This window comes from Vibrio mexicanus (genome assembly GCF_001012815.1).
Classification (GTDB): domain Bacteria; phylum Pseudomonadota; class Gammaproteobacteria; order Enterobacterales; family Vibrionaceae; genus Vibrio; species Vibrio mexicanus.
In genome coordinates this window covers 65,928-90,211 of record NZ_JYJP01000003.1, presented here as the reverse complement: position 1 = coordinate 90,211, position 24,284 = coordinate 65,928, and the positions used below count along the sequence as shown (strand labels likewise).

21 protein-coding genes and 5 pseudogenes are annotated in these 24,284 nt (G+C 44.4%); 15 read left to right on the top strand and 11 right to left on the bottom strand.

Annotated elements, in window-relative coordinates; genetic code table 11:
- Positions 1-192 (top strand): annotated as a pseudogene (locus UA76_RS23815) (hypothetical protein); the annotation flags it as partial.
- 185 nt (positions 193-377) lie between these two features.
- Here UA76_RS23815 and UA76_RS01225 read toward each other — a convergent pair.
- Positions 378-1,424 (bottom strand): GMP reductase, encoded by a 1,047-nt coding sequence (locus UA76_RS01225; RefSeq protein WP_047042299.1) that lies wholly within the window; start codon positions 1,422-1,424, stop codon positions 378-380.
- Positions 1,425-1,994: 570 nt separating this feature from the next.
- On the opposite strand from UA76_RS01225, the gene UA76_RS01220 reads away from it, so the two are divergent.
- Positions 1,995-2,585: an outer membrane beta-barrel protein gene (locus UA76_RS01220; protein ID WP_047042297.1), complete on the top strand. Its 591-nt coding sequence runs from the start codon at positions 1,995-1,997 to the stop codon at positions 2,583-2,585.
- 76 nt (positions 2,586-2,661) lie between these two features.
- Here the strand turns inward: UA76_RS01220 and UA76_RS01215 are convergent, their stop codons facing one another.
- From UA76_RS01215 to UA76_RS01205, 3 genes are all read right to left on the bottom strand, one after another.
- Positions 2,662-3,105: a PAS domain-containing protein gene (locus UA76_RS01215; protein WP_047042295.1), complete on the bottom strand. Its 444-nt coding sequence runs from the start codon at positions 3,103-3,105 to the stop codon at positions 2,662-2,664.
- Positions 3,105-4,109: a response regulator gene (locus UA76_RS01210; RefSeq protein WP_047042293.1), complete on the bottom strand. Its 1,005-nt coding sequence runs from the start codon at positions 4,107-4,109 to the stop codon at positions 3,105-3,107. The genes UA76_RS01215 and UA76_RS01210 overlap by 1 nt, the downstream gene beginning before the upstream one ends.
- Positions 4,110-4,298: 189 nt before the next feature.
- Positions 4,299-4,760 carry a TetR/AcrR family transcriptional regulator gene (locus UA76_RS01205; protein ID WP_047042291.1) on the bottom strand — a complete coding sequence of 154 codons (462 nt, stop codon included), beginning with the start codon at positions 4,758-4,760 and terminating at the stop codon, positions 4,299-4,301.
- Between the two features lie 494 nt (positions 4,761-5,254).
- Here UA76_RS01205 and UA76_RS01200 point away from each other — a divergent pair, with 494 nt between their 5' ends.
- Positions 5,255-5,554: a YfcZ/YiiS family protein gene (locus UA76_RS01200; RefSeq protein WP_047042289.1), complete on the top strand. Its 300-nt coding sequence runs from the start codon at positions 5,255-5,257 to the stop codon at positions 5,552-5,554.
- Between the two features lie 176 nt (positions 5,555-5,730).
- The gene (locus tag UA76_RS01195) at positions 5,731-6,339 is read left to right on the top strand and encodes a hypothetical protein (RefSeq protein ID WP_047042287.1); all 609 of its coding nucleotides are present in this window, start codon (positions 5,731-5,733) and stop codon (positions 6,337-6,339) included.
- 86 nt (positions 6,340-6,425) lie between these two features.
- Here UA76_RS01195 and UA76_RS01190 read toward each other — a convergent pair whose 3' ends face one another.
- The gene (locus UA76_RS01190; protein WP_047042285.1) at positions 6,426-7,526 is read right to left on the bottom strand and encodes a 1-acyl-sn-glycerol-3-phosphate acyltransferase; all 1,101 of its coding nucleotides are present in this window, start codon (positions 7,524-7,526) and stop codon (positions 6,426-6,428) included.
- A 177-nt stretch (positions 7,527-7,703) separates the two neighbouring features.
- On the opposite strand from UA76_RS01190, the gene UA76_RS24230 reads away from it, so the two are divergent.
- Positions 7,704-7,991, top strand: coding sequence for a hypothetical protein (locus UA76_RS24230; protein ID WP_238322125.1), 288 nt, complete (start codon positions 7,704-7,706; stop codon positions 7,989-7,991).
- A gap of 8 nt (positions 7,992-7,999) precedes the next feature.
- On the top strand, positions 8,000-8,320 hold the full coding sequence (locus UA76_RS24225; RefSeq protein ID WP_238322124.1) for a hypothetical protein: 321 nt from the start codon (positions 8,000-8,002) through the stop codon (positions 8,318-8,320).
- A 160-nt stretch (positions 8,321-8,480) separates the two neighbouring features.
- Here UA76_RS24225 and UA76_RS01180 read toward each other — a convergent pair whose 3' ends face one another.
- Positions 8,481-9,851 (bottom strand): alpha-amylase family protein, encoded by a 1,371-nt coding sequence (locus tag UA76_RS01180; protein ID WP_238322123.1) that lies wholly within the window; start codon positions 9,849-9,851, stop codon positions 8,481-8,483.
- A 207-nt stretch (positions 9,852-10,058) separates the two neighbouring features.
- Here UA76_RS01180 and UA76_RS01175 point away from each other — a divergent pair.
- Positions 10,059-10,702: pseudogene (locus UA76_RS01175) on the top strand (DsbA family oxidoreductase).
- A 130-nt stretch (positions 10,703-10,832) separates the two neighbouring features.
- Entirely contained in the window at positions 10,833-11,759 is a 927-nt protein-coding gene (locus UA76_RS01170; protein WP_047042283.1) for a M14 family metallopeptidase, read from the top strand.
- Here UA76_RS01170 and UA76_RS01165 read toward each other — a convergent pair whose 3' ends face one another.
- Positions 11,760-12,548 (bottom strand): AraC family transcriptional regulator, encoded by a 789-nt coding sequence (locus tag UA76_RS01165; protein WP_047042312.1) that lies wholly within the window; start codon positions 12,546-12,548, stop codon positions 11,760-11,762.
- 99 nt (positions 12,549-12,647) lie between these two features.
- On the opposite strand from UA76_RS01165, the gene UA76_RS01160 reads away from it, so the two are divergent.
- Positions 12,648-13,553, top strand: coding sequence for a DMT family transporter (locus UA76_RS01160; RefSeq protein WP_047042281.1), 906 nt, complete (start codon positions 12,648-12,650; stop codon positions 13,551-13,553).
- Positions 13,554-13,702: 149 nt separating this feature from the next.
- Positions 13,703-14,404: pseudogene (locus tag UA76_RS22770) on the top strand (LuxR family transcriptional regulator); the annotation flags it as partial.
- Positions 14,405-14,450: 46 nt separating this feature from the next.
- Here UA76_RS22770 and UA76_RS01155 read toward each other — a convergent pair.
- Together UA76_RS01155 and UA76_RS01150 are read right to left on the bottom strand one after the other, a co-directional pair.
- Positions 14,451-15,032 carry an acyl-homoserine-lactone synthase gene (locus UA76_RS01155; protein WP_047042280.1) on the bottom strand — a complete coding sequence of 194 codons (582 nt, stop codon included), beginning with the start codon at positions 15,030-15,032 and terminating at the stop codon, positions 14,451-14,453.
- Between the two features lie 275 nt (positions 15,033-15,307).
- Positions 15,308-17,122, bottom strand: a complete 1,815-nt coding sequence (locus tag UA76_RS01150) for a hybrid-cluster NAD(P)-dependent oxidoreductase (RefSeq protein WP_047042278.1) — start codon at positions 17,120-17,122, stop codon at positions 15,308-15,310.
- A gap of 176 nt (positions 17,123-17,298) precedes the next feature.
- Between UA76_RS01150 and UA76_RS22765 the strand changes: the two genes are divergently transcribed.
- The 4 genes and pseudogenes from UA76_RS22765 (at position 17,299) to UA76_RS01130 (ending at position 22,025) form a co-directional block, all read left to right on the top strand.
- Positions 17,299-17,466, top strand: coding sequence for a YqaE/Pmp3 family membrane protein (locus UA76_RS22765; RefSeq protein ID WP_047042276.1), 168 nt, complete (start codon positions 17,299-17,301; stop codon positions 17,464-17,466).
- A 157-nt stretch (positions 17,467-17,623) separates the two neighbouring features.
- A pseudogene (pyrC, locus tag UA76_RS01140) lies at positions 17,624-18,651 on the top strand (dihydroorotase).
- A 259-nt stretch (positions 18,652-18,910) separates the two neighbouring features.
- Positions 18,911-20,969 (top strand): annotated as a pseudogene (locus tag UA76_RS25515) (PTS sugar transporter subunit IIC/EAL domain-containing protein).
- A gap of 231 nt (positions 20,970-21,200) precedes the next feature.
- Positions 21,201-22,025, top strand: a complete 825-nt coding sequence (locus UA76_RS01130) for a class I SAM-dependent methyltransferase (protein ID WP_047042274.1) — start codon at positions 21,201-21,203, stop codon at positions 22,023-22,025.
- 103 nt (positions 22,026-22,128) lie between these two features.
- Here UA76_RS01130 and UA76_RS01125 read toward each other — a convergent pair whose 3' ends face one another.
- The gene (locus UA76_RS01125; protein WP_047042272.1) at positions 22,129-22,770 is read right to left on the bottom strand and encodes a cysteine peptidase family C39 domain-containing protein; all 642 of its coding nucleotides are present in this window, start codon (positions 22,768-22,770) and stop codon (positions 22,129-22,131) included.
- A gap of 278 nt (positions 22,771-23,048) precedes the next feature.
- Between UA76_RS01125 and UA76_RS01120 the strand changes: the two genes are divergently transcribed.
- The gene (locus UA76_RS01120) at positions 23,049-23,693 is read left to right on the top strand and encodes a hypothetical protein (RefSeq protein WP_047042270.1); all 645 of its coding nucleotides are present in this window, start codon (positions 23,049-23,051) and stop codon (positions 23,691-23,693) included.
- 80 nt (positions 23,694-23,773) lie between these two features.
- On the opposite strand, the gene UA76_RS01115 is transcribed toward UA76_RS01120, so the two are convergent.
- Entirely contained in the window at positions 23,774-23,974 is a 201-nt protein-coding gene (locus UA76_RS01115; protein ID WP_047042268.1) for a restriction endonuclease subunit S domain-containing protein, read from the bottom strand.
- Between the last annotated feature and the right edge of the window lie 310 nt (positions 23,975-24,284).

The window sequence follows — 24,284 nt, the reverse complement described above, 5'->3', positions numbered from 1 at the left end:
AATCCAGAGAAAGCGTCAGACACAATTGGTTGGATTTCTGCCGACAACTCTGTGGTCACGCTAACATACCAAGATGTCACTACACTCGTTTCCATGTTCAACACTCGTCGCCAATCTGTATTCGAACAATACGCACTATGGCGAGAGGGAGACAAACAACAGCCGTTTGTACCTGCGATCAGGTATGAATGATGAAGTGTTAAAAACCGTTTAAAAGCTATTTAAGCACAGCCCATGAACCGCCTAAATTAAACGAGAAACCGCACAAAATGACAAATTGGCGGTTTCTTATTTTATACGGTTTCAGTTGTCACGCGGCACGGCGGGCTACACAAATATCAATATATGGTTGTTTCAACAATTTCCGAAGTATCAGATTACTTCTCTTTACCGAATACGTTGTTCTCTTGCTCTTGAACGCGGATGAACGTGGTACGCTTCGTTAGCTCTTTAAGCTTTGCTGCGCCTACGTATGTACAAGTTGAACGTACACCGCCAAGGATGTCAGAAATTGTGTTGTTCACATCGCCACGGTATGGCAATAGTACGGTTTTACCTTCAGCTGCACGGTATTGAGCAACACCACCAGAGTGCTTGTCCATCGCCGACTGTGAAGACATGCCGTAGAATTTCATGAACTTCTCGCCGTCTTTCTCAACGATTTCGCCACCAGATTGCTCATGCCCTGCTAGCATACCGCCTAGCATCACGAAATCTGCGCCGCCACCGAATGCTTTAGCAACATCACCTGCACAAGAACAACCACCGTCACCGATGATCATGCCGCCAAGGCCGTGTGCTGCGTCTGCACATTCGATGATTGCAGAAAGCTGAGGGTAACCCACACCTGTTTTAACGCGTGTTGTACATACAGAACCTGGGCCAATACCCACTTTAACGATGTCTGCACCAGCTAGGATTAGCTCTTCACACATATCGCCAGTAACTACGTTACCCGCAGAGATGGTTTTCGTTGGGAATTGTGCACGCACTTTCTCAACAAACTCTACAAGGTGCTCTGAATAACCGTTAGCAATGTCGATACAGATGAACTCTAGATCGTCGCTCAGTGCCATGATCTCTTTTGTTTTCTCGAAATCACGCTCAGACGTACCCGTTGATACGAAGACTTTATTTAGCGTTTCTTTATCTGCACTTTTAACGAACTCTGCCCACTGCTCTACTGTGTAGTGTTTGTGCATTGCTGTCATTGCGCCGTGCTTGGCAAGCTCTGTTGCCATTTCGAAACTGCCCACTGAATCCATGTTAGCTGCGATGACTGGAACACCAGACCATTGACGACCACTGTGCTTGAATGTAAAATCGCGCGTTAAATTTACTTGAGAACGACTTTTTAGTGTTGATCGCTTAGGGCGAAACAGTACATCTTTAAAGCCTAACTTAAGTTCTTGTTCGATACGCATTGTGTAAATTCCTTGATTTATTAGTACATGTTCCAGTGGGCCTATGGCTTACTTACATACTTGCATGTATCAATTAAGCATAGTGCGTTGGCAACTCGTTGGCAGACGCGTTACCTTTCTTCGGACACAAAAAAACCGGAGCGTTGGCAGACGCTCCGGTTTTCAGCATTATAGGCCGTGATTTATTTGTCGCAAGACTGAATTTTCATTTTTTTTTGTGATACCATGCGTCAGAATCCATACCTGAAAAACTGTCCTTCCTTCTCTTCTACGTCAAAATATTCACACTTGATATAAAACAACAACTTAGATTAATTTCCTTGCTGCTTTGACTACGTTACCATTAAGCCAAACGTTTTCCGAAAACGATTAGCTTACTAGCTTCCACTCAGTAATGTGATGCAAATCACTTTTTGTCATTGTTAAACGTGGTTATTTTTTCACCATTTCATTAGTAAAATGATCCACATAAATTTATCACACATATTTTATATCTATAGATTTGATCGGCCTGATAGTTGCTAGATGTGTATCTAGCGTCAATGAATCGGCAACGTAAGGAATCTTGAGATGGAAAATACAGGGCAAAAGTTGTTTAACTTGATCACTCTCTCTTTGTGTTTAATCGTTTTTGCTGTTCTTTTTTCGCCGAACACCTTGGCTTCTTCTTCACCTATTCGTGACTCTGGCGCTTATGTCGATTCAGGTTACGCTAACGTCCAATATCGCGATACCTCTGATGGCGCTTGGGTAACTCAAGTTGGCTACAGCTACGCCGTAACCAATTATTTTGATTTAGATATCAGCTACTCTGAATCGGACGGTGGCCGCCCGTCTAACGTAGATTCGGCCGACTTGAATCGTGATGCCTACTACCAAGGTGTTTTTGGCGGAGTTCGTATTCAGCACCCAATTAAAGATATTGGTTTTCTTTACGCTAAAGGTGGTTTAACCCATTCAACCTTCGAAGAGAGCGTGCAAAGCACCGGGTTTAATGAAGTGCAATACAGTTCTGGCACTCACCCGTACATTGGTATTGGAGCAAAAATGCAGTCGCGTTCCGAGAAAGATTTAGAATTCAGTGTCGAGTTTAGCTACTTGGAGCTCGATAGCGATTACTCCAACTCTGCGATATTGTTTGGCGCGCGTTACAAGCTTTAAAATAGCGACTTCGGCAATCGGAAAATACAAGAAAAGCGGCAGTTATTGCCGCTTTTTAGTATCTATTGAGCGATAGTTACGCTTTCTGAGATTTAGAGATCAGTGCTTCTGCCGTTGCATCTTGAATAGATAGGAACAAAGACTTGATATCACCCGTTGGTGTACGCATCGGGTTAAGAGTGATGTTCTGGTACATAAACTCAGCCTGCTGAGTCACAGGACGTACGTTGCGGCACTTAAATAGGTAAGGGCGCTGTTGCCAAGTGATGAAGCTGCGGCAACCCAAGTCGTAAACTGGTTTAGTTTTCAGCTTAAACCAGTCTTGAGGGATCTCTGGAAACAGCTCGAACAATGACTTGTCAATGGCATCGTGTGACTGCACACCACTATGATGCGTCATGAAACCATTCCAGACTTGAACTTTGTATTCGCGGTCAATCACGATCAAGCCCATATCCACGTTTTGAACCATGTCCACCATCCAATGGAACTGCTCGAATTCTGCAGGGAGATTAAGCATTAGAAGTCCTCCATGAGATAAGAGAGTTTGTTGTCCAACAGTGGTAACGATTCATCGACAAACATAAACAGTAAATCACAGCGAATACTTGTGCCATCGATGTTGTAACTCACCTCAAACGTCATTGTCTTAGTAAATGAGCCTGACGTTGAGTTAATCACTGAATCAATTGATATGTGCTGACCTAGCAGCACTGGCGAGCTTTGGAAAAAGCGTACTTCCGATTGCTCCCCTAACCCATTCAAGAACGAACCAACTAGGATGTTCGATACGTCCATAAGGAGCTCTAGTTCTTCAAGCTCTTCACTATCAGCTGGCACCTTCATCAATTTTTTCAAGTCCGTGACACTGGAGTCGCTTAAAAGAACCAAGGCTTCGCCGGCAATCCCTTCTCCACTGAAGCCCTGACAAACACCCGATACCTGGTCATTTTCTGCCAAGTCTCGCAAAGCCATGTGAAGCTCACTAACTTCAAAGATGTTGACGTTTGGTAATGGTAGGTGAACAAAGACGTCGAAATGGCGAGCCAGTGCATCCGCTGCGCGACCAATGGAGACGTTCGCCACTTCCATATAGATATCACGACGCTTTAAAACGGGTAACTCAACCGAGACCGGGGTTATGATTTGCGGTTGAGATACCACTTCAACAAGTTCACGCAGCACGGCTTTAAGTGCGTCTTTGTTTATCGGTTTTTGAATGAAGGCTCTGGCACCGAGTGCCATGACTCTTTCTTTGGCCTTTGGCTGGATATCACCAGACACGACCACGACAGGGATATCAATTCCGCGTTTACCGATCTCTTCTAAGGTACCAAAGCCATCGAGTTCCGGCATGGTAAGATCAAGAAACATCAGTTTGAATGTATTAGCTTCCAATTGCTCTAGGGCATCAAGTCCATGTACAGCAAAGGTGATATCTGCATTTAATGATGCAGGGAGAGAACGCGCCATCTGCTTACGAGCCAATGCGGAGTCGTCGCAGATGAGTACGGGGTATGACATGCGACCACCTACTACTCTTATTATTATTCCATACAGTAGAGTGTAACAGATTGTTATCGCACTAGGAGATGTGTCGCAAAATTAACCGAGATTATCGATAGATTTAGTTAATATTTTGCCTAAATGGTTATCTAAAGAACATTGAAATGAAAAAAGCCTTCCGATTGGAAGGCTTTTTGTCTGAGTCAACTACTTGCTCATGTGAACAAGGGTTCTGCCCAATAGCCACTCGATCTCTTTTTCACTGGCTGGGCCGAATTCTGCTTCACCCATTTTGTAAAGACGGTCAATACCGTTGGCTGCAAACTCATGAGTCTTTACTGACGTAACAGTGTGATGGAATAAAAGACGCAAAATCGCAAGGAACTCTGAGTTGTCTAACGCTTTAATCCAGCTTGCTGAAAAAGCGTCTAGCCCGTTGTCAAAATCAAGATGCACAACAAACATTTTAAAGATTCGGCCATCTAACGCTGCGGTAAAGTCCGTTTTCTTCGGAAAGTGATGGCTTATACCAGTGCGGGAGACACCCGTCTGCTGGCTCAATGTGGTGTACGACATCTTGTCATACCCGAGTCTCAATAACTGATCCACCACTGCATCCATGATCGTTTGGATGGTAATCTCAGTATCTTCTTTACTACGCTTTGGCATGGTTCTTCTCTTCTAAATCAATAACCATCATCAATAGATGCGTTATTGCAAAATCAAATGTTCAACATTATTTATGCGTTACGTAGTTGGCAGCCATTCCATAATTATCAGAAATATTAATAAAAATCTTGATACTATATGGATTTACGTGCATAAATATCATATTCCCGTGTCTAGTTTTAGCGTATTCAGCAAATTAATGAATATGCACATTTGCATGGGTATTATTATATGTTATAAGGAACGATAATCTTATAAATTTTAATGACAAGCAACTCACCAAATACCATCCTTGCCATACAAATCCGAGTGTTAACCCATAAACATGACTCAGATCACACTGAGTTTTCACAACCTCTATCAGAATAGATCTTTCCTCGCCTTATATAGGCTATCATACGGTTTGGTTTTTCTTAGGTAACCCTTGTTTTTTTGTGGATTGACCTCAAATATGTCTGTAAAATATCAACAAATTGTTTAAGAGGTTTTAAATTATGAGCATTGATAACAATGTAGAAGAAGTATGCGAAGCGTGTGGTTGTGCAGGTGAGATGGGCTTTATCATTAAAGAAGGTGATGATGTCGCTGAAGTTTCGATCTTCGCTTCAAACAAGGCTCAAATCGAAGCTGAGTTCAACAAATACGTTGCTCTTGCCAAAGAAGTTTGTGAGAACGTTGAGTTTGAAGCAAGCGAGCTGACAGACGATTCAACTGAGTTAAAAGCACGCTTCAAGTTCGAAGTGAGCGCTGAAAAACTTATCTTCGAACTGAAATCACGTTCAATCTCTCGATAAGCCAATATGAATTTCTAAAAGCGGGCAATAGCCCGCTTTTTTGTGCCTGTGACCTAGGAAACCGTCTTATTTTTTTGTGACCTTCCATGCAGCCAGTCACCCTCAAATAGAATAACAGTTGAAGCTCTAAAGTAGGATGCCGATACTATAAGTATCTGCTATCAACTCATTGCGTTATGCCCAAACTCATTCTCACATTTATCTCTTTGTTGTTCGCTGTCACGGCCTTACCCACGGCTGCTGACCCGTTAGATTACTATCGCATTCTGAACCATTTAGATAACTACGGTAACTTGGATTTGCGTAACAAGCCGTATACCAGCTTGCCTGAAGGTATCGAAATCAAGGGCAACCTCAACATTGCCAAAACTTCAATCAAGTCGCTGCCGCGTGGTTTAGATGTAGGCGGAAGTTTAGATGCGTCGAACAGTGAACTCGCACGAATTCAAAAAGGCACTAAAATCAAAGGCTATGCGAACTTTCTTGGTGCTGAAATAACTCGCTGGCCGGGTGGTATTCGAGTGGGCGGCTATATCAACTTTACCGATACACCGCTAACAAGTTTGCCACCGAGGTTTCGCGTACGTGGTGACCTCAGTGTGATTCGAACTCCGTTAGAAGCTTTACCTGAAGGTATAATTGTAGAGGGTGATTTGTATATCGGGGGTTCTGCCATCACTGAATTTCCAGATACGATGACCGTTAATGGCAATATCTTTTTGGGTGGTAACCAAATCAGTAAGTGGCCCAGTAACTTAACCTTGGGCGGAGCGGTTGCTCGCTAAACGCACCAATGATAAACGCCATACACTAATCCAATAGCCAAAAAAAGAGATGCCGAGGCATCTCTTTTTCATTCATTTGTATGATTTTACGCTTGGTTTTTTACCGGATTTGCGTAGCTGTCTAACAGATATTGATGCGCACCCTCCGGTAAAGCGGCGAGCTTCTCTTCAAGCTGCTTCTTCACGCTCTCCTCTGCTCCCTCTTCTTTCGCCGCTAAGTGGTTCATCGGGAATAGACGGTAGTTATCGTGAATCTGACGATCAATCTCAGCGGCCAACGCTTCTGGCGTGTCAAAGTCACCTGTGATCACTTCACCAAACGCCACATGGACACGGCCTTTGTAACCAACAATGCCTTGAATGATGCTTTCGATGTCTTCAAACTCACCTTTTTCGTACGTGCCGCTCGTTGCTTTTTCGTATAACTCTAATGCTTTTGCGGTATCGCAAGGATCGTTTTCGTATGAGATCGCTACAGGCACGATCTTCAATGATTTGATGTAGTCAGGAAAAGCGACTTTCTGCTTACGACCTTCTACGTGGAACATTTTAAGGATTGCTGGATCGGTAAAGTCATTACCATCTTTCGCGCGCCCTTCTTTTTGTGCAATCCAAATAGAATTTGCCGTGTCCAGTGAGTGCTTAATGTAAGCAGACAGCGTGCCTAACGCTTTCATCATCTCGCGTGGCCCTTTAGCCGATCGTTTCACAATAAAGCTTTTGTTAAGACGCATCAGCTCAGTGGCACAAGGTTTCTTTAGAAGGTTATCGCCAATCGCGATACGAACAGTTTTATGGTCTGACTGATGCAGACCGTAGTTGACCAGTGCTGGGTCCATTGCGATATCACGGTGATTAGAAACGAACAGGTACGCCGTTTCCTTATCTAATTGATCAAGGCCAGAATAAGTCACACCATCGGTGGTTACTTCTAGCATTTGCTCAAGATATTTCTTCACTTCGTTTTGAATCGCTTCAACAGATGAAAGCTTCGCCCATTTCATTTTCAGATATACGCGAACGATTGGAGACATCAGCCCTTTGAACCAAGATGGGCTGTTTTTGAAACGATGCTGCAAAATCGCGCTGATAAACTCTTCATCGTTAACTAGGCGGTCAATTGCCGCTGGAATTTCGTCATCGTTGTACGGACGAATATCAATAAATGGGTCGGTATTAGAAGTCATTTTTCACTACATCATATAAAAAGCGGGTCTATTCTACGCATAGTTAACCCAGTAATCAGCAATCTATCCCTCAGTTTTAACAAGGTCAGACCAGACTTACTGTCTATGTACCACTTACTGTTGGATTTTACTATAAGAAACGGTAACCTTAGCAACCCAAGAACAATGAGAACCCATATGCATTACGCTATTTCACACCAAAGCTTCGAGTTTCCTTTCTTAAGTACCACACCCCGTAAAAAGGTACTCAAACACAGCCTAATTTGTGTAAAACAAGGTGTAATGTTGGTGCGTCTTGGTAAACAAGAATACGCGGTTGAAGCTGGCGATGATTTTTGGATTCCTTTTGACTGTTTGTGTGCGCTGACTTTCTTCCCGCAAACTGTCATTGAGCGTGTGGATTTCTCGGTTCGTTTGACTAATGCCTTTCCTGCAAAGCCGGATATGTCGAGCACACTAATCTAAGCACTGCATTGATTGAACGTTTATCTAAAGACACCAAGATGAAAGATGCGGTGAAAGACTCGATGCTCGATTTGGTGAAGCATGAAGTCACCAACATGCAGCCATTGCTCATGCAAACTGAGCGCAGCCAGCAGTTTACTCAGTGGTCTCCTAACGAGGATGCGGATTTACCGAAAGATGAACTGCTAGTGATGACAATGAGAGAAGCCCGCAAGCGCTTACTCTCAGGTACCAGCGAAGACGCAATGATTGAAGAACTTTTTGATGGCCGTGATGAAGAGTATCACCTGCTCAAGCAAATCGTATTTGGTCGTGATTCACTCACATAACCGCATCTCAACTCGCTCTGCGTCTACTAGAGCAAAATCACCAAGAGCAAAGTTAACCAGAATAAAACTGAACATAAAAAGAGGCTGAGCATAATGCTCAGCCTCTTTGCTTTTTGTGTTTTCCTGATATGGAGGTCGGTTGGGTAGTAGCATCTTAACCCTACTCTTCAAGAAGCAACATACTTGTCAGTGATGGCAGCATCATTTCCACTTTACCACTGGTATCTGGTTCAAAAGCCTTTTTGGACAACACATCCACCAGCGATTTCGGGTGGCGTAAGCTAATGTTTTGAGCTCGACTCGATTTATTGATCAACACATAACCTTTCGCGCCGCGAGAAAACACCAACAGGTCTGAGTTAGCTTCAAGCAGTTTCATCGGAGTACCATGGACCGCGTTGTGAAACTGAATCCTTGCCGCCATGTCTGGATGGTTCCACGCATTCAACCATCTTGGGTTACCGTCTTCATCCCTGATATCACTGGTATTCAGATCGGTATAGATTAGTGGTACCCCGCCATCACGGCCCAAGATATAGCTGTAAGCCAAGCTTTCTCTACACTCATCCATGACTAAATCAACGAACACGTCGTTATTGGGAATGTCGTGAGTAATGGCGAAAGTAATGGCTCGCATTTCAGAAAGCGCTTGGCCAAAACAGTACGGATTAATCAGAGCCGTTAAGTCCCCATCTGGTTTGAGTGCATCGTACACCGTCTGAAACAATGGAAAATCGTAAGCCCCCAATCGAGTATGTTTTAAGTAAGGTTCTAAAAACAACTCGTACTCTTCTTTGGTTGCGCCCCCGTCGGTAATGATCTCTCCGAAAATATGACAATCTTTCGTGATTTCATCGGTCCAGACCTTCTTTAAATGCTCGAGAGTCATATGCTTGGCCGCATCAATCCGAAAACCCTTCACACCTATAGCTTTCAGCGCTTTAAGGAAACTTTGCTGCTGCTCAACAACATGAGGGTTATCTCTAAGTGTTGGCAAACCCGGATCATGATCGCCTGCAGAGATTCGGCCGTTCTGCACTTCCCATTTGTCTTTCCAGTCTTTGATGCCAAAGGCTTCAACGAAGTCATCTTCTTCAAAAAGCGGTTTGCTTAAATCGCCAAAAAGGCATAGTGATTGATAATGTTCAGATTGGGCAGCGTACTGGGCCATTTCAACACTGCTTGGGTATTGCAAATCAAGGCGTTGACTGGATTCATTTGCCATATGGTTAAACACCACATCAACATAAGTCAGCAACCCATATTGATCCAAGGTTTGCACCATTTTGATGAATGAGAGCGTGTCCCCAAGCTGATTGTCTATCACTCGATAGTCTTGAGGTTGGTAGCGCTGCCACCACTGCGTGCCGTCTTCATGCTTAAATGATTTCATTGGCGGCGACACAAGAACGGACTTGTAGCCGATAGCCGCTATTTGCTCAGCACGTTGAGTGACTAGCTCATAAGGCCAGTCAAACGCATGTAGGATTACGTCGGTCGATTTTATTGGCATGGTAGGGTCAAACTCCATACTTCTTTTAACTCAATAACTTAATTTCTAACCGCATTATAGAGCCCTTAAGATGATTAACCTCACCCCTGTTCTCACTTTTATCGGGGTAGATAAGGGGGCGCAGATTGAAGTGGATCACTCAACCAGCAGCTACCTGTATAAAAAAGCAGCACAAATAACTATACTAAAACCATATGTAGAAACACTGATCGAAGAGGTCACCTCATGTCTAAGTTGCGAATTGATATTGTATCGGACGTCGTCTGTCCTTGGTGCGTCATAGGTTACAAACGCCTAGAAGCTGCAATGCAAATGCATCCCGATGTCGAGTTTGATCTCCACTGGCACCCGTTTGAGCTCAATCCCGCTATGCCCCATACCGGACAAAATCTACGAGAACATCTGCAAGAAAAATACCAAACCACCGATGAAGCTAGCCAAATGGCAAGACAGAGCTTAATGGAAACAGGCAAGCAACTAGGGTTCGACTTCAACTTCTTTGATGACATGAAGATCTACAACACGCGCAAAGCCCACCAGCTTGTGATGTGGGCAGCCAATGAAGGTCGCCAACTAGAGCTTACCATGCGCTGTTTAATGCCTACTTCACTCAAGGATTGAATATTGATGATGAAGAAGTACTTTTCATGGTCGCAACTAACGTCGGTTTAGAGCCTCAACAAGTTTCTTCAGTGCTCGACGACCCAAGCTGGGCAGAAGCGGTTGCTTCAACCGAGCAACAATGGCTCGAAGCAGGCATCAACGCCGTCCCTGCCTATATTCTTAATAAAAAGCACATTATTTCTGGCGCGCAAACAACTGAAATTCTATCCGACGTCATTTTGGAACTCACCACCACACAAGAATGATGCACTCAATAAGGCGTATTTAATCAGTATCAATTAGTGGGCTTCTACGCATTGAGCAGAATAATATTGATTGCTCACTCATTAAGTCGGGTTTATTCTCTAGCACACGATTTATACGCAAGGAACGATTATGCGCAGCTCATACCAATACTCTATTGGCACCCCTGGCCAAAAGTGGGGAGAAGAAGAACGCCTAGCCTGGCGCGAACAAACCACCATTAAACGCGAATACCAACAAGAAGTCGTACCGAAAATCTTAGTGCTCAAAGACCGCTTCGATGTCGAGCAGTACGGTGCATTGAGCTACAACGCTGAACGCTTTCCGCTGTTCTGTATTAAATCGAAAAACTGGAACGACTCGAAGCCGACAGTACTGATTACAGGCGGAGTACACGGCTACGAAACCAGTGGTGTTCATGGCGCACTTAAGTTTGTCGACACTCAAGGTGAGAAATACAGTGAGCAATTCAACCTAGTCATTGCCCCTTGCGTAAGCCCTTGGGGATACGAGACCATTAACCGTTGGAACCCACTTGCGTTGGATCCAAACCGATCGTTTTACGAAAACTCTCCAGCCGAAGAGTCTGCTAACCTAATGGCATTGGTGGCGACATTGGGTGACAAGGTTCTTGTTCACATCGATCTTCACGAAACGACAGACACAGACGAAACTGAATTCCGACCAGCACTGGCCGCACGCGATGGTATTGAATACATCGAAGGTATGATTCCTGATGGCTTTTACACAGTAGGCGACACTGAAAACCCACAGTCAGAGTTCCAAGCTGCTGTTATCGCCTCAGTTGCTAAAGTGACGCATATTGCACCAGCTGATGAAGATGGCAAGATTATTGGCTCGGAAGTGGTCGCGCATGGCGTTATCAACTACCCAATGAAGAAGCTCGGCTTGTGTGGTGGTGTAACAAACTGCCTATTCGGTACGACCACTGAAGTCTACCCAGACAGCCCAAAAGTCACTGACGAAGAGTGTAACGACGCGCAAGTTGCGGCAATTATTGGCGGGCTAGATTTCATTATCCAAACCCACCTTTCGTAACTAAAGCAGTTTGCTTTTATATTGCTCCGGGGTATGCCCGGAGTACTTTTTAAACATAGTAATGAACGGGCTTGCTTGGTTATAGCCCAGAGTCAGCGCCACTTCTTTTACTGACTGCCCTTTTCTAAGCAAATCCATCGAGAATAGATAGCGCACCCTCAGTCTCCACTCTGTAAAACTCATCCCCAACTCACTTTGGCAATGGCGGGCTAACGTTCGTTCTGTGGTATGCACTTTCTCGGCCCATTGCTGCAAACTGGTATTGTCGGTTGGCTCTTCTTCGACTGCTTTCAAGATTGGGGCTAAGTATTTGTTGTCTGTCGACGGCAAGAAATGATGTTCAACTTCTTGAGTGGCCAGTTGATCTAGCAGGACTTGTACCAAGCGTTTATCCTGTTCGTTGTCTGCTACATTGACGTCTCGATGTCGAAAGTCATCAATTATAGCAGACACAATTGGCGTCACTTTAATGAGGCTAGTTTGGCTCGGGAAGTGCTCCGTCAATTCATGAGCGATGTTAAGCGAACAATAATCGAGGGGTTTTCGGTTGTAGCTACAATGTGTTACACCTGCGGGCACCCAGATAGCTAAGTGAGGCGGCGCTAAGAATCGTGTGGATTCCGCTTCCATCTCCAAAATACCACCACTAATCAACTGCACTTGCCCCCATGGGTGGCTATGAACTCGGGTTTCTGTGTTCGACAAAAACGCCTCGAAATTCATAAATACATCTGATGGTGCTCTATCTATTGATAACGACGGATGAAGGTTCCGCGCACTTTTTTTCAAAATTGTCTTCCTATCGCTCACGATGTCCTTTTGGAGATATATACAATTATATCGACCTGCCAAACTATCGTCACTCCCTGCTTTTGCGATATTGGTCACATGGTATATCTATTCCCTCTTTTCACCGTTTTCATCTGGGGCGGAAACTCAATTGTTAATAAACTTGCCGCTTCGGCGATTGAACCTAGCGCAATGAGCTTCTATCGTTGGTTCTTTGCCGTGCTCGTATTAACACCATTTTGCCTACCCGGCGTTGTCAAACAGTGGAAAATCATCAAACCTTACTTATCAAAACTGGCCTTTTTGGCAATGTTAGGCATGGTGCTCAACCAATCACTTGGGTATTACGCCGGCTTAACCACCACAGCATCAAACATGTCGCTGATCACTTCATTGGTTCCATTGCTCAGCGTTTTCCTAAGTTTGCCGCTGCTTGGTAAACGTATTTCTGTGCTGAGCATTGCTGGTGCAATCGTCTCTCTAGTGGGGCTTGCTTATATGCTTGGCGAGGGTGACATGCTGTTTTTCATTCATCAAGACGTGTCGCAGGGGGACGCCCTTATGCTTCTCGCAGCAATGGTATATGCAACTTACTGTGTTTTACTGAAACGCTGGAAAATGCCACTTACCAATTGGGCTCTAATCTATATGCAAGGCTTATTTGCCGTCATCATGCTCACGCCTCTTTGGCTCAGTAGTGAAGTACTGCTACCTACACAAGCCTCATTACCGCTTATCGCATACGCAGGTTTGTTGGCATCAGTACTTGCTCCTTGGATGTGGGTCAGGGCCATCGATAGGATTGGTGCAGACTCTAGTGCTATGTTTATGAACTTGTTGCCTGTAATCTCGGTAACGTTAGCGGCTAGCTGGCTTGGCGAAACTATCCATCGCTACCATTTCCTTGGTGGGTTGATGGTTATTTCAGGAGTTATTTTGTCTCAAGTTAAACTTAAAAGTTCGACACAGAAACCGCTGGATAAGCAAAAGGCAAAGCTGTATTAGTGAACGACAAAGCTTAGCAGGGGCCAATAAAGTTTGATAAACCTATAGAAATTAGGATGTAAGCACTGTTTTTCCTATGAAATACATGCCTACATCACTCTCATCTGATATAAATATCAGTACAAATCTACAAGATACAACAGCCTATGATGCAAAAGATTTTGCAGCTTATCGAGGAGAATCAAGTCATTGATTCTCCAAAGCAGCTCGAGCAAATTTTATTAAAACTCAACAATATCATCGACCACGAATACTTCTTACTTGGAATTTCTCTCCAGCCCACTTTAGTTGATGGTAAAACGCTAATTATTGATAACTATCCCGCGTCTTGGCGAGAACAGTACGACGAGTCTGGCTTTATGCACGTGGACCCTATCGTCAAGTACAGCATGTCTCACTTTCTACCCGTTCGATGGGATTTGATGACAAAGAGTCTATCGAAGCCAAGTGTTATTTTCGAAGAGGCACGATGCAATGGACTCAACGCAGGCTTCAGCATCCCTATTCACGGCCTACGGGGAGAGTTTGGAATGTTAAGCTTCGCCACGTCGGACTCAAAGGCCTACAATGTCGATAGCGCTCGCATAGCAACTTCTCAGTTAATCGTCCCACTACTGACTCAAAATATTCATAATATTGTTTCTGACATTCGGGACGACGAACACTTGGTGTCGCTGACTAACCGGGAAGTGCAATGTTTGACTTGGGCCGCGGAGGGAAAAAGTGCTTGGGAGATCGCGGCGATTATTGGTTGCTCAGAACGTACCGCCAAGTTTCACATATCCAATGCCTGTAATAAGCTTGGCGCGACGAATCGCTACCAAGCTATCACTAAAGCGATACTCGGGGGCACATCCACCCGCATATCTAGGGAAATTTGGTCTTATTACAGCCAACTTATGCGCCAACGCTCTCCTTATAATCCTCATTCATTGGTATATGCAGTACCACTGAACGCGTCTCTCCCAGCATATGGACTTGCTGGTCACCAATTCGTGCATTCGGTATACCCATTCGGCTAATGAGTTTTTCAATAGCGACCGAGGTAACCGTCACATACGAGTCAATGTTGTGTGCCTGAGCATGTTGATACAAAGCTTGAAACATCTTCATTGTGACATTACTTACGCCTCCCGCCTGCGCAGAGAAGTCTTTGTCGACAGCAAACCGGCTAAGCTCGAATACGTTCTCTTCTTGGGGCGCTGTTTCTTCTCCAAGCAACACAGGGAAGGTATCTTTGAGCATGTAGTCCTGAGTCGTAGGCAAAACTCGCCAGCACCCGATCACTGGCCCATGCTCGTCCTTTGCATACAGATAGTGCGCCCTAGGCACATCGTATTCATCAGATTCGGTTTGCTGCTTAACGGTGAGCTCCCAATTCAATCGTTTTGCAAATACCTTGTAGCGAAGAGATAAAAGGTTGTGATAGTCAGACGATGGAATATCGTTAAATGTGTAAGAAAGTATTGAAAGTGGCATGTTACATCTCCTTTGTTTAGTGGAGATGTCAACGTAGTCAATCGTGTTCGTGGGAAAACCTGTCCGATCGGACAGTTATGTACGTAAGACCTTTAAATTATTATTAAAAAGCTTAATTACTAGCAGTCAGTTGAAAAATACTTAGAGTACACCTAAAAAACAAATCAGTACTTGCTAAGGTATTTAAAAGTAAAGCCCTTGCTCTTTCGAGCAAGGGCTTTTTCTTTTCGTATTTTAGAGTGAGACAGTTACACGATAAAATCGACAGGCTTCTATTAAGTCGTCAACTCAACATCGGTTAACGGGGTACTACAGCAGGTCAGTACCATATTGGTATTCTCACCCATGGCTTGCAGGGCAGGCACATCTTCTTGGTCAACTTTGCCCGATTTAACGGTCACGCGACACGCACCACACAAACCAGCTCGACAACTATTCGCAATGTACAAGCCTGCATCTTCAGCTTGTTCGAGTATGGTTTTTTGATTGGTACCTTCAATGACTGTGCCATTCAAAGTGATGTTCACAGTTTCTTCTTTTCGAGCTACGGGAGCAGAAACTCCAAACGCTTCTTGGTGGTAGGCATTCTCTGGAAGCCCCTGTTTAAGAAGCAAGTTCTTCGCCTTGTTCATAAAGCCATCAGGGCCACAAACGAAAACTTGTCTGTCACTCACGTTCGGCACCTGTTTTAAGTGGCTTAAGCTAAAGCGCCCTTTCAAGCCAAACCAATCAATTGGTGGCTGCGTTAGAGAGATAATGACCCGCAACCCTTGGTGCGTTTGATTCAACTTTTCAATTTCTTCACGACATGGAATATCTTCAATGGTGCGGCACTGGTGATAGAAGACAACGTCGTCAACCTGATTATGATCGGCAAGGTAGCGCAACATTGAAAGCATAGGTGTTACGCCACTTCCCGCAGACAAAAGCAACAAAGGCGATTCATGCTCCACCAGCTTGAAGTTGCCTTCTGGGGTTTGAGCTTCGAGTACATCACCCACTTGAAGGTTATCTAACAACCAGTTAGATACATGGCCGCCATCTACACGTTTTACAGATATCGCCAAACGGCCCTTGCGCGATGGGCTAGAAGAGAGCGTATAGCGACGCGCTACCTTTTTCCCATCAATCTTAAGTTCAATCGGTAAGTGTTGGCCTGGTAGGTAGTTCAGCTCCTTGTCATGCTCCGATTCAAGCCAGAATGTAACGAAATCCTTTGCAATCTCTTCTCGCTCAACACAAACAAACTGGAAAGTCGCAGGGGTATTATCGGCATAAACTTCCGCATCCTTGTATTCCAAGACTTCGATTTCATCACCTTGATGGATCATGCCTTCATTTAATGCGATTAGGTTCTGCCCAAAAAACACTTCACCTGCTCCATCGGCACGGAACTGGGAGAAGGTCTTAAGCGGCTCTTTGTTGGCGCGAAGAGAGCCTGTTTCCACATCAACAGTCGTCAAAATACAACGCTGACAAGGCTTCCTAGCTTCAAACTCAACTTCGCCGATACGGATGCGTTTCCATGTATCTTCGACAAACGGTTTGTCACCTTTTACCACGAGATTAGTTCGAAACTGATCCATGCTATGTTCTTCCGAGCTGCGACGGTTCAACTCTTCTAAAGAGTTCTCACTAATAACAAGTACAGGATAACCGTCGGCGAAACTCACGTTGTGCCCAACTTTAGGTCGTATTCGGTTTGATTGTTCGCCAGTATAGAGCAGCTCGACGCGATGCCCAAGTACTTTACTAAACCAATCATCGGCTTCATCAGTCGTCGTATAGGCTGTAAACGTATCGCTCCACACTGTTGCATCGGATTTTTGCATCTTAAATGCGTTGTAAGAGAGCTTGAGAGGTGCTAAGTCTGGGTAGCGGAAGATAATGCCATCAGGCAGTAAGCTGGACTTGACCAGCACCATTGCAGGATTTTTACGTGCGGTCACCATTGAACCGTCGGCATTGGCTACCATGAATCGACGGTCAAAGCTCAATCCTTGCTTCTCAACCCATGCGGTCGACATCGCAATCCCACCCACCGACTTGACTGGGTAGACATTAATTTGTGTAAGTGTCGCTGCTGACATTCTCGCTCCTGATATCCTTATTGTTGTTCCGCTATGATACCTGTTACTCACCCAAATAACCTCAATAAAACTGTCGCACTTTTGCTTTAAGTATTAATAGCTTGGGGGATAGACATTGCAACTCAGTCATTCACCCATAATAATGAGGCTAATAATGGACTAATTGGAGCGACTTCATGAACGATACCAACAAACTGCTGATGATCATCATCTGTGTGTTAATGCCACCTTTGGCGGTTTTCATCTCTAAGGGATTCAGCAAAGACTTTTTTATCAACCTGATTCTGACGATTTTCTTCTTTGTGCCAGGCATGATTCATGCGCTATGGTTACTGTTGAAATAACATGCAATCTTTCCCATTCGCTTCCATTTACAGAAAATAGGGTGAAATGATCAGGCTTTTCCACTATCATCCTGTCGCCTAAACGGAAGCGTTTGCGTGAATTGCAAACCCTTGAATAGGCTCCAGACACATAATAAAACTTGGTGGGAGCATAGAAATGACAACACTTACAATCACTCGTCCTGACGACTGGCACGTTCACCTTCGCGATGGTGAAGTTCTGAAGGATACGGTTCGCGATATTAGCCGCTACAATGGCCGCTCGCTCATTATGCCAAACACCATCCCACCGGTAACGACAACAGACATGGCTATCGCCTACCGCGATCGCATCATGCAGAGAAGCCAAGTGAGCAGTTCCAGCCTCTTATGGCGCTATACCTAACGGACAACACCACGCCAGAAGAAATTCGCAAGGCGAAAGAATCAGGTGCAGTGGTGGCCGCTAAGCTTTACCCAGCAGGTGCAACAACAAACTCTGACTCTGGCGTAACATCCGCTAAAAAGATTTATCACGTTCTTGAAGCGATGCAAGAAGTCGGCATGTTGCTACTGGTCCACGGCGAAGTGACGCATCATGATGTAGACATCTTCGATCGTGAAAAAGAGTTCCTAGATACCGTTCTTGCACCTATTGTTAACGACTTCCCGAACCTAAAAATCGTTCTTGAGCACATCACGACGGCAGATGCGGCAAACTTCGTAAAGAATGCCAACGAAAATGTAGCAGCAACGATTACGGCTCACCACTTGATGTATAATCGCAACCACATGCTAGTTGGCGGCATCAAGCCTCACTTCTACTGCCTACCAATTTTGAAACGTAACACACATCAGAAAGCGCTTGTTGAAGCAGCCACTAGCGGCAGCAAGAAGTTTTTCTTAGGTACGGACTCTGCGCCACATGCTAAAGGAGCTAAAGAGTCTGCTTGCGGTTGTGCTGGTTCTTACACTGCACACGCCGCGCTTGAGCTTTACGCTGAAGTCTTCGAAGCAGAAGGTAAGTTAGACAATCTAGAAGCCTTTGCAAGCCACAACGGCCCAGACTTCTATGGTCTTGCACGTAATGAAGATACGGTCACTTTGACTAAAGAGACTTGGTCTGTTCCTGAAACCATGCCGTTTGGCTCAGATATTGTTGTGCCAATTCGCGGGGGTGAAACCATCGAGTGGACAGTTAAGTAAAATCTAGTCCTTTCGATTAAACCCTGAAAAGCAGCGCACCAGCGCTGCTTTTTGTTTATCCATATTCTCTATCTGCACCGCCATCTGACAAGGCGAATTGCCCCCTCTCAGAACTCTGCCTTTAGGTCAAACGAGTTTTGCATCCCAGTATCAAAAATAAGAACCCTGTCGCCCACCCGAAATAAAATTGCGAACCAAGCCGCATTTAGCAATTGACTAAACTATTATTAGATTAACATTTCTCCTTGGAGTCAAAGGAATGCAGTTTAGGACCAGCTTGGTTGATCGTTCATGGCGTAAAACATCTAACCTCGCTAATCAGTATATTTTTCCTTCAATGCAAGCAATAAGAGAAGGCCTCATCTGGCTGATCCCTGTTTTAATGGTGTCTGCCATTGCGCTTTTTGTTGCCAGCTTGACGGAATTTATGTCTGAATCGAGTCCTGATTGGGTAAAACTCTTATACCAGTTCCAAGGCGCAGTATCGGCATTTTTTCCGTACCTGATGACCTCAACGATCAGCTATATCGTTGCCATGCAGTGGCGCTTGCCAAGAGCCCCAGCGATCTTACTGTCTTTGATGTACCTGATTGCACTCACTCACCTAGTACCTAACGAGCAAACCGTACTCACCTTTAACATTATCTTTGCGATTCTCACTCCGCTTTACGCCATCCCGATACTCGCCTACTTCGCCAATCAGAAATATCTGTTTCTGACTAAAACCGAAACTGCTGGGCGTTTGGTCAAAGAGTCTCTCAACCTTGTCCTTCCTGCGTTAATTACCACGCTGATTGTATTGTCTGTGAACTACAGCATCATGATGGGGCTGGATTCTGTGTCATGGAGTAATTTGCTCAGCATTGATTACGCCAATCGACCACTGCATTTCGGGCTTACTTTTTCAGCGTTGAACTCGATTTTGTGGTTCTTCGGCATTCACGGCTACTACGCCCTTTTGCCTCTCATAGAATTCCTACAAGAAGGTATCGCACTCAATTACACCACTGTGTTGGCTGGAGGCGAAGCCGCCTATCACATGAACCTTTCTTTCATGGGAGCATTTGTGTTTATTGGGGGAGTGGCGCCACACTTTCACTCGTCATTGGCATGCTGCTCTTTTGCAAAAACAAAAGCTTAAGACTGCTCGCCATCGCAAGTATCCCAATTGGCATCATGAACGTAAACGAGATCCTACTTTTCGGGCTTCCAATTATCTTAAACCCACGGATGTTTTTGTCTTTTTTACTTGCTCCCATGGCCAACGTCGCCATTGCATATGCTGCACTGTCTCTCGGTATTATGGGCTCACCTTGGGTATCTGTACCATTTAACTCTCCGATTCTAATCAACGCTTGGATAGCAACGGGGGAGACCTGAGCGCGGTACTTATTCAAGCCTTAAACATACTTGTCGGTATCATCATCTACTTTCCGGCAATTCATCAGCTAAACAACCAATATAGCAATAGCCAGATTGCACTTGCGGCACTTGACACTTCATACACTCGCCGCCAAGAGGAAGCTGCTAGCCTACAAGCAGACCCAATCGCTGCGGCCATTCAAAGCCAAAAAGAACAACAAGTTCTAGAAAAGCAAATTGAGCTATTGAGTCACCAAGATTTCTGCCTTGAATACCAACCGCAAATCTCCCAAATCGACAAACAGCTGATTGGGTGTGAGGCGCTCATTCGAGGTAAAGATCGTAAAGGTAACCTTGTGGCCCCTTTCCACTTTTTGCCTTGGTTAGAGAAAGCTGACTTGATGAAAGATGTCGATCTTTGGGTGTTCAGACAAGTGGTTAAAGACATACAAGTGATGGAAGAAAACGACTTACGCGTGACGGTATCCGTTAACGTTACGCCTGAGACGCTACTTGATGACCGCTACATGAGGGAGATCGAAAACACCATCAAACCCTTCGCACACTTAATCCATTTTGAGATCACCGAAGAAACACTCCTCGCCGACCAACAAAAGCTATCGCACGTTTTCAACCGACTGCACCAATTGGGAGTAAAAATACATATCGATGACTTTGGTACAGGCTATTCATCATTAAGCTACTTGAACCAGTTCCCAATCGATACCATCAAAATTGACCGCGCTTTTGTTAATGCACTAGCCAATCGTAAAGGCCAAAAGGTTTTTGCCGGTATTCTCGCGATCGCCGAGCGGCTTGAAATGGAAGTGGTGGTCGAGGGCGTTGAGACGAAGGATCAACTCAACTTCATTCCAGTTAACGACACTATTACCATACAAGGCTGGTACTACTCTCGTTCTTTACCCTTGGATAAGTTCCTAAATTACAAGGTCTAGCTCAATCACAATAACCACTCTCAATGTTGCAACATCAGTACGCTTACTTTGAAATTGCTTTGTTTTCTGATCTTTGGCTTTTTACTATGAAGCCTGATACTTCTGCTTTCCACCCAACGATTTGATATTGAGATTCCGCATATTTGCGCATCGCTTAAATATCAACCTTGTTTGTCGAGCCACGGTAGAAGCCAAATCCACTTTTTGTCTTAGTCACTCAAGGATGGAGATATGAAGAACGAAGAACTAGTCAGCCAAGATAACATTAGTGAAACCCTGCTCATTACTTTATATATGAAATCTAGGGAGTCGAAGCTAACCAATCCAATCATCAATGATGAGTCAGCTTGCCAACTCGTCGAGACTCTTGATTACGACTTTTCGAAGTTTGACCAAGCCGTAGCCAGCTCTGTAGGTGTCGCAATTCGCTCTCGCTACTTTGATCAACAACTCATACAATTTATTGAAACTAGAGAAAACCCCATTGTTGTACTGCTCGGTACAGGCCTGGACAGCCGATACCAACGCATTGGGCAAATAGCCCAGAAGGCCTCATTCTATCAGCTTGATATTCCGGCCATTATTCAAGCACGACAACAACTCATTCCATCTCAAGAAAACGAAACCTTCATTGCCTCCTCCATGTTTGAAACTCAATGGATGGATTCCCTGATTCAAGCACACCCTAACGGCCAATTTATCTTCATTGTAGAAGGTGTGTTGATGTATTTTGAACAAGACATTGTGAAGAAGTGGTTCCAAGATATGGCTCAACGCTTCGGTGGCAGTGAAATATTATTTGATGTCGTCAACAGTTGGCTAAGAGACAACTCACATCGACATGATTCACTAAAGGTCATGGAAGCACGGTTCATCTACGGCTGTGATGATGATAAACAAATGGAGTCTTGGTCTGATAACCTTGAACACGTATCCACAAAGCTTTACAACGAGTTCCCTGAATGGAAACGAGTCGGTTGGGCAAAATGCCTAGCTATGAAACTTATCCCTTCAGTTAAGTACTCGTCGAGGTTGCTGTGCTATCGGGTTAAGTAAGTCGAGTTAAATAAGCCGAGTTAAGCAAATCGAACTAAGAATATAATATCTATTAAGATGATCGCGTTCTGTTTGGCAAAGTCTCAGGCACCACCACGCTCGGCTACATTTTCGTACCATCAACCATTATCACGCCCGTTATGTAGCCAGCGTCGCCCAACCTCAAACCTTTCTGTCCATTTATGAGCGAATATTCAAGGTATTCGAGATTCTTATCTTGGTTGGGTAACCAGCCATTCGCAGTCATGACCGTTTCATAAGAGTATGGGTCGAAAACATAGAGTGATGATACAACGACACCCTGATCGGAGACATTTGCTTCCATCCCGGTGACAACTACTGCTCGGTCTGATGTTCGTGAGCTTTGAACCATCAAAATAACAGGCTTGCTCTCAACGAGTTGGTTGTAGAGGAATATAGGGGACGGCGGCCCCGCAGTATATTGGCTCAGCACTTGCACCGATTGCCCACTCTTGTCTTGCATTACCGTATTGATTGCACTCAACATTTCAACGATCTTTATACTCTCGTTGACCCCAGCTTCTTTTGCCTTGTCGACTATTGCATCCTTTTCCAAATCCATGCCTTGGTAGGAGAGCACCATCTCCACACTAGTGGCCCTGCTCCAAAACAAATCGTATTGAGCACGATAATGCGATTCAAACTTGCTCTTTTCAATGCCGACAAACTGAGCGTGACTGCTTAGCGGTATAAACAGCAGCAATATCATTAAACGTATTGGCATCTTTCGACTCTCTTTCTCTTTATGGGAAGCGCAGTGATCTGAAAAAGAATACGCAGCCCTTGAATAAACGGATCCCAATAGACAAAACAATGAAGTGGTTTCGACAAAGTGAGCTTTCTATTTAGCATTCTAAAGTTGTTAATTCAGATTAGCTATTTATGTGAAATCACTTGGTTTTCTCAAATTAAATCATTGAGTTAAAACAATCACTCTTCTAGGTTAGTCCGCAAGATACATGACACAATTTAGTGTTCGAACAATTGATAAAGGTTTTTACTATGGGCGTACTGCCGAACTTGAAGCAGCCAGAGGGAAGTTATCTGTGTGGTGCATACAGCGTGGTAGCTTGCATCCGACTATTCGAGCTAGATAACCAGGTGATCACGCTGAACAAGTTCGATCCTTCAGTTTGCGATTTCTCAGGCGAGGTTGTGAACATTGATACTTCTGCTGACGATGATGTTCTTGCAAAGCAGATTTACAAAGTGACCGGAATTTACTCGCCATTTGACATGGATAGCTTTGTCGAAAAAGACGGATTCAACCCACTCTTTTGTGTCGCTTATATCCTTCAAAAGCTTGAGCTTGATGTACGATTACTGATTAAAGCTCCTCTAGATCTAGAGCAGTTAATTAATCAGTACCCCGTTGAGGGCGAAGTGCTGAGAAAGCTTAACTGCCCTATTAGCAATTTCGATGAAACGCATCACGCCGCAGATTCAGTACTCATACCGGTAGTTGTTTACCCGCTTGTAGAGATTATGACCAGCCATTATTTGGTCAGCCATGAACAGCAGTGGTTGGATACTGAGTTAGATCAACATCCACTTCATTGGGACAAAATCCAAGATTGGGAAACTTCGCAAAACAAACGCTCAGGTGCAGTTTGGACAGGGTTTGCGCTAGAAGTTTCAAGACATTAGAAGTTCATTTTTACAAGCAACTAGTTAGAAACAACAAAGGCTGGGAAAACCCAGCCTTTTCTATTCTTCAATGCCTGTTTCTAGTGAACTGGCGTATCTGTTTTAGAGTAGAATTTTCCGAAGTGCGCTTCTAACACTTCTGGTGTTAGTTTGCCTTCCGCTTCTAGGCGCTTTAGCTCAGCAACGACTGCTTTTTGCTCTTCAAGAGAAGGCAGTTTTACTTCTGGCTCGTTCGCCATCTCTTGAGACATTTGCTCAAGCTCTTTTTCAAAATCACTCATGATTACTCACCACTTACCTAGAATAAAATACAAAATCAAACTAGGTCGAAGTTTACCTATTTCACACCACAGATGCCAATAGCAATTTTTGCCTCACAGAAAAAGGCCTGCAATCTTATTTCGTGACAAGGATGCAAGCTTGAAAATTTGTTTACTATTTCCCATGAAATTATACATTTATGGCCTTGCAAGCATGCGCTCCAAACTCCATATAATGTTTTGCTATGGCTTGTTGTTCATATGTTGTTCAAACGAACCCAAGCTCAACGGAAATCAGGAACTTTTTCCACGCATTAACCACTAAATGGAA